5 protein-coding genes are annotated in these 5795 nt (G+C 69.2%); 3 read left to right on the top strand and 2 right to left on the bottom strand.

Annotated elements, in window-relative coordinates:
• Positions 1 to 119: 119 nt before the first annotated feature.
• Positions 120 to 1001 (bottom strand): LysR substrate-binding domain-containing protein, encoded by an 882-nt coding sequence (locus IAE56_RS20360; RefSeq protein WP_200753769.1) that lies wholly within the window; start codon positions 999 to 1001, stop codon positions 120 to 122.
• Between the two features lie 93 nt (positions 1002 to 1094).
• Between IAE56_RS20360 and IAE56_RS20355 the strand changes: the two genes are divergently transcribed.
• Together IAE56_RS20355 and IAE56_RS20350 are read left to right on the top strand one after the other, a co-directional pair.
• Entirely contained in the window at positions 1095 to 1793 is a 699-nt protein-coding gene (locus IAE56_RS20355) for an ankyrin repeat domain-containing protein (RefSeq protein ID WP_200753768.1), read from the top strand.
• Between the two features lie 52 nt (positions 1794 to 1845).
• A complete protein-coding gene (locus tag IAE56_RS20350; protein WP_200753767.1) occupies positions 1846 to 3303 on the top strand; it encodes an amidohydrolase family protein in 1458 nt (485 codons plus the stop codon).
• A gap of 115 nt (positions 3304 to 3418) precedes the next feature.
• Here IAE56_RS20350 and IAE56_RS20345 read toward each other — a convergent pair whose 3' ends face one another.
• Positions 3419 to 4348 carry a LysR family transcriptional regulator gene (locus IAE56_RS20345; protein ID WP_200753766.1) on the bottom strand — a complete coding sequence of 310 codons (930 nt, stop codon included), beginning with the start codon at positions 4346 to 4348 and terminating at the stop codon, positions 3419 to 3421.
• A gap of 94 nt (positions 4349 to 4442) precedes the next feature.
• On the opposite strand from IAE56_RS20345, the gene IAE56_RS20340 reads away from it, so the two are divergent.
• Entirely contained in the window at positions 4443 to 5636 is a 1194-nt protein-coding gene (locus tag IAE56_RS20340; RefSeq protein WP_200753765.1) for an MFS transporter, read from the top strand.
• Positions 5637 to 5795: the final 159 nt, after the last annotated feature.

The raw sequence follows: 5795 nt of genomic DNA, 5'->3' as shown, positions 1-5795 counted from the left end.
ATGGATGGGTTCACGGCGTCCCCCTCAACCGGACCCACCCCGCCAACCCACAGGAACCCAGCTTCTGCTGTTGCTTCGGCTTCGGCTTCGGCAGGTGCAGGGCGCAGCCCTGCAGAGCACTACTCCGCCTCGCGCTGGACCTGCCGCCAGAGCTCGGCGGCGAGCGCGCGCACCGCATCATCCGCATCCGGCCGATGCAGCAGCCCGATCTCATAGTTCTCCACCACCGGCAGGCCACGCTCACCATCGATCACGCGGTGCTCGCGGCTCACCGCGCGACGCGGCAGCAGGCTGATGCCGATGCCATCGGCCACCGCCCCCTGGATGCCGCTCAGCGACGAACTGGTGAACGCGATGCGCCAGCGCAGGCCGAGTGCCTCCACCGCCTGGATCATCTCGTCGCGGTACAGGCCGCGCGGCGGGAACGTCACCAGCGGCAGCGGATCCAGCTGCAGGCTGCTGCTGCGCTGGCTGTCGATCCAGTGCATCGGCTCGCGCCGGCAGTGCACCGCCTGGCGCGTGTTGCGGCGCTGCTTGACCAGCACCAGGTCCAGTTCGCCATGGTCGAAGCCATGGGCCAGGTCGCGACTCAGACCGCTGCTGATTTCCAGCTTCACCTGCGGGTGGCGGCGGCTGAACGCGGCCAGCATCCGCGTGGTCTGCGCGTTGACGAAGTCCTCCGGCACGCCGATGCGCACCGCGGTCTCCACCGTGGCGCCGGCCAGGGCCTGGGCCATTTCCTCGTTCAGGTCGAGCATGCGCCGGGCGTAACCCAGCAGCGTGTGCCCGGCATCGGTGGGGTGCACGTCGCGGTGGCCGCGTTCGAGCAGGCGGTGCCCGGCCAGCTCCTCCAGCCGCCGTACCTTCTGGCTGACCGTGGACTGGGTGGAATGCAGGCGGGTAGCCGCGGTGGTGAAACTGCCGCAGTCGGCCACCATCACCAGCGCACGCAGCAGGTCCAGTTCGAACAGCGTTCTATTCGATTTGGCACTGTCTTGCATTTGAACATTTCACTTCTGGATGCACGTGGCGACTTCTACCATGCAGGGCAGGGGGCGGCAAGCACGGCGCCCCGCTGCACCGGAGAACCGCAGATGCGCATCGCTCGTCGCCCTCGTTTGCCCGGCCCGCTGGGTCGCCTGTTGCTGCTGTGCCTGTTGGCGATGGTGCTACCTGGCTGTTCGGCCACGGCCGGCACGGCCGATGCGCGCCTGCGCGATGCTGCCGCGCGAGGCGATGCCGCCGCCGTGCGTGCGGCGCTGGAAGACGATGCCGATCTGGAGTCGCGCGATGGTGAAGGTCGCACCGCACTGCTGCTGGCGACCCACGGCAACCACGTCGATGCCGCACGCGAACTGATCGAAGCCGGTGCCGACGTCAACGCCAAGGATGCGATGCAGGACAGCGCTTACCTGTATGCCGGCGCGCGCGGCCTGGATGACATTCTCGCGCTGACCCTGGCCCACGGTGCCGATCTGCGCAGCACCAACCGCTACGGCGGCACCGCCCTGATTCCCGCCGCCGAACGCGGCCATGTGGCCACCGTGCGCACGCTGCTGCGCGCGGGCGTGGCGGTGGACCATGTCAACCGCCTGCACTGGACCGCACTGCTGGAAGCGATCCTGCTCGGCGATGGTGGCCCGCGCCATGTGCAGATCGTGCAGCTGCTGCTCGACGCCGGCGCCAATCCCGAACTGGCTGATGGCGATGGCGTGACGCCGCTGATGCACGCACGCCAGCGTGGCTACACCCGCATTGAAACCCTGCTGCACCAGGCCGGCGCTCAGCGCTGAACCCCGACCCCTTCCACTCTGCGCGTCACGCGTGCCCACCAGGATGCCGTCCATGTTCCAGTCCCGTCCGTTGTCCCTTGCGATCCTCCTTGCCGTCGCACCGTTGTCGGCCTCCGCTGCCGAGCGCGCCGACCTGCTGATCCGCAATGCCACCGTGGTCGATGTCGAACACGCGCGCAGCCTGCCGGGGCAGAGCGTGGTGATCCGGGGCGACGACATCGTCGCCGTCGGCCCCGATGCGCAGCTGCGCAGCGCGTGGAGCGCCAGCCACCAGATCGATGCCAAGGGCAAGTACCTGATCCCGGGCCTGTGGGACATGCACGTGCACTTCGGCGGCGGCCCGGCCCTCATCGAAGAGAACAAGGCGCTGCTGCCGCTGTATATCGCCCATGGCATCACCACCGTGCGCGACTGTTCGGGCGACCTGCCGGAGCAGGTGCTGCAGTGGCGCGGCGAGATCGCCAACGGCACGCTGTTCGGGCCGCGCCTGCTCAGCTCGGGCGCCAAGATCGAAGGCATCAAGCCGGTCTGGAAGGGCACCATCGAAGTGGGCAGCGAGGCTGACGTCGACAAGGCGATCACCCGCCTGCAGCACGACAAGGTCGATTTCGTGAAGATCACCGACAGCACGCTGAAGCCGGAGCTGTTCCTGTACTCGGCCAGCGCCGCGCGCAAGGCCGGCTTCAAGGCCTCGGGCCATATCCCGATGGCGCTGACCGTCGAACAGGCGCTCGATGCCGGCCTCGCCTCGATCGAGCATCTGGACTACGCGTTCAAGGCCGGCAGCAAGGATGAAGCGCAGATCGCTGCCGATTTCGGTGCCGGTCGCATCGACCGCGCCGAGGCCAACCGCCGCCTGGATGCCAGCTTCGACCACGATACGGCGATGCACGCCTACCGCGACTTCGCCAAGCGCGGCGTGTTCGTCACCCCGACCCTCAATGGCGGCCGCATCCTCGATTTCCTCGATCAGGATGACCACGCCAACGATCCGTACCTGGCCTACATCGGCCCGGGCCTGCGTGCGACCTACCAATGGCGTGTGGATCGTGCAGCCAAGGCCACCCCGGCGCAGATCGAAGCGCGCCACGCGCAGTACCACCAGGTGGCCTCGGTGCTGCCGATGCTGCAGGAAGCGGGTGTGACGATCATCGCCGGTACCGATGCCGGCTTCCTCAACTCGTACAACTTCCCGGGCATTGCCTTGCACCAGGAACTGCAGCTGTTCGTGAAGGAAGGCCTGAGCGCGCCGCAGGCGCTGTCGGCGGCCACGCGTTCCGGCCCGGCGTGGTTCGGCCAGATGGACCGCTACGGTGGCGTCGCCAGTGGCAAGGCCGCCGACCTGGTGCTGCTGACCGCCAACCCGCTGCAGGACATCGCCGCGACGGAAAAGATCGACAGCGTGATCCTGCGCGGCACCGTGTATGACCGCGCGGCGCTGGACAAGATGCTGGCCGACACCAAGGCCAAGGTCGCGGCGTGGAATGCCGAGGCAGCCAAGGCTGAGTGATCGCTTGTGGGGTCAGAGCCCTTTCCGATGGAAAGGGATCCGACCCCGGACACTGACCCTCCAGCCCAGGGTCGGATCCCTTTGCTACGCAAAGGGCTCTGACCCTTCCAGCGGTTCAGCGCACCGCCGGTCGCATCCCATGCAGCTGCGGCAGCGCTTCCTTCATCGCATCGATGAACGCGCGCAGCCGCAGCGGCTGCTGGCGCGCGGCGGGGAACACCAGGTGCACCGGCAGCGGCGGCGCCTGCCATTGCGGCAGCAGCTGCACCAGGCGACCTTCGGCGAGATCGTCGGCCACCAGCCACGCCGACACCACCGCCGCGCCCAGGCCGGCCACGGCGGCACGCTGCACCACGAACAGGTTGTCGGTGAGCAGGCGCGGGGCGATCGACAGCGTGTGCGCGCGCCCCTGCGCATCGTGCAGCAGCAGGCGCTCGCGGTAATAGGTGGCCAGCGCGATCCATGGCAGTGCCTGCGCCTGCTCGGGCGTGCGCACGCGCGCCGGATCGGCCAGGGTGGGCGAGGCCACCACGATGCGCGGCACCTCGGCCAGCGGCAGGGCGACCATGCGCGGCTCGTCCACCGGGCCGACGCGCACGGCGCAGTCGATGCCCTCGGCAACGAAGTCCGGGCGATGGTCCTCGAGGATCCATTCCAGGCTCAGCTGCGGATGCCGCGCAAGAAAATCCAGCATGGTCGGCAGCAGCTGCGCCTGGCCGAACGCATGCGGCACCATCACCCGCAGGCGCCCGCGCAGCACCTGCGCCTCGCCATGCAGTTCGGCCTGCAGAGACTCCCACTCGTCGATGACCCGCTGCGCGTGGCGCTGGCAGCGCTGGCCGTCCTCGGTCAGCTGCAGGCCGTGGGTGGAGCGCTGCAGCAGGCGCAGGCCCAGCTGTCGCTCCAGCGCCTGCAGGCGCCGGCTGACCGTGGGCTGTGTGGTGCCGAGCTGGGTGGCGGCGGCGGAAAGGCTGCCGGCATCGACGATGCGCAGGAAGGTACGCAGCAGGTCGAGGCGGTCGGCGCCAGCGGGCAGGTCGGTCATGCGTTTGGCGTATGAATGATATGTGGCTGAGCCTACTACAGACGTGTGGCGAATATCGTCAGGCTATGCACCATTCCTCCCCCGGAGTTCATCCATGTCCACCCCCTCTGTTTCCGTGACCGCCACGCCCACTGCCGCCCCCTCGGCCCCGCTGGTCCTGGCGATGGCGGTCGGCGCCGGCTTTTCGGTGGCCTCGTTGTACTACAGCCAGCCGATGCTGGGCCTGATCGCGCAGGACCTTGGCGCCAGCGAGCGCGGCGTCGGCCTGGTGCCGACCCTGACCCAGCTGGGCTACGCGCTGGGCATCCTGCTGCTGGCCCCGCTGGGTGACCGCTTCGACCGTCGTCACCTGATCCTGCTGAAGTCGGTGCTGTTGTCGCTGGCGCTGGCGGCCGCGGCACTGGCCGGCCAGCTGCCGGGCCTGCTGATGGCCAGCCTGCTGGTGGGCCTGATGGCCACTCTCGCGCAGGACATCGTGCCGGCGGCCGCGGTACTGGCCCCGGACGCACACCGCGGGCAGATCGTTGGCCGGGTCATGACCGGACTGCTGCTGGGCATCCTGCTCTCGCGCGTGGTCAGTGGCGTGGTCGCCGAAGCCTGGGGCTGGCGCACGCAGTTCGTGCTGGCGGCGGTGTCGGTGGCGGCGATGGGTGCGGTGATGGCCAAGGCGCTGCCGCGCTTCGCACCGACCAGTACGCTGCGCTATCCGGCGTTGCTGGCCTCGCTGCTGCAGTTGTGGCGCGAGCAGCCGCAGCTGCGTCGTGCAGTGGCCAGCCAGTCTCTGCTGGCGGTGGGCTTCAGCGCATTCTGGTCGACCCTGGCACTGATGCTGCACGCCAGGCTTGGCATGGGCAGTGCCGCAGCCGGTGCGTTCGGCATTGCCGGTGCGGCCGGTGCGCTGGCGGCGCCGTTCGCGGGCCGCTACGCCGACCGTCTGGGCAGCCACGCGGTGGCACGCCTGGCGATTGCGGTGGCGCTGGTGGGCTTCGGCCTGCTGCTGGCCGACAGCTGGCTGCCGGCGGCGGCGCTGCTGCCGCTGCTGGTGGTGAGCGCGCTGCTGTTCGACTTCGGTTTCCAGTCAGCGCTGGTGGCGCACCAGACCCTGGTCTACGGCCTGGTGCCGCCGGCGCGCAGCCGTCTCAACGCGCTGCTGTTCACCGGCATGTTCATCGGCATGGCGGCCGGTGGTGCGCTGGGCAGCCTTGCACTTGCGCAGTGGGGTTGGCACGGCGTGGCGTGGCTGGCGGTGGTGTGTGCGGGCAGCAGCCTGCTGGTGCGGTCGAGGTGAGTGTTGTTCTGCAGGGCTTGCAGCGCTGCACCTGCTTCAAGCCAGAGCAACGTCAAGGTCAAGAGCTGGCTTTCCGTGGGTTGGCGGGGTGGGTCCGGTTGAGGGGGGCGCCGTAAACCCCCCTCCGGGGTCCGGCCCAGCCGCTGGCGGCTGTGCGTT

This window comes from Stenotrophomonas sp. S41, from assembly GCF_016624625.1.
Lineage (GTDB): Bacteria > Pseudomonadota > Gammaproteobacteria > Xanthomonadales > Xanthomonadaceae > Stenotrophomonas.
This window is presented reverse-complemented; position numbering and strand designations above follow the sequence as displayed.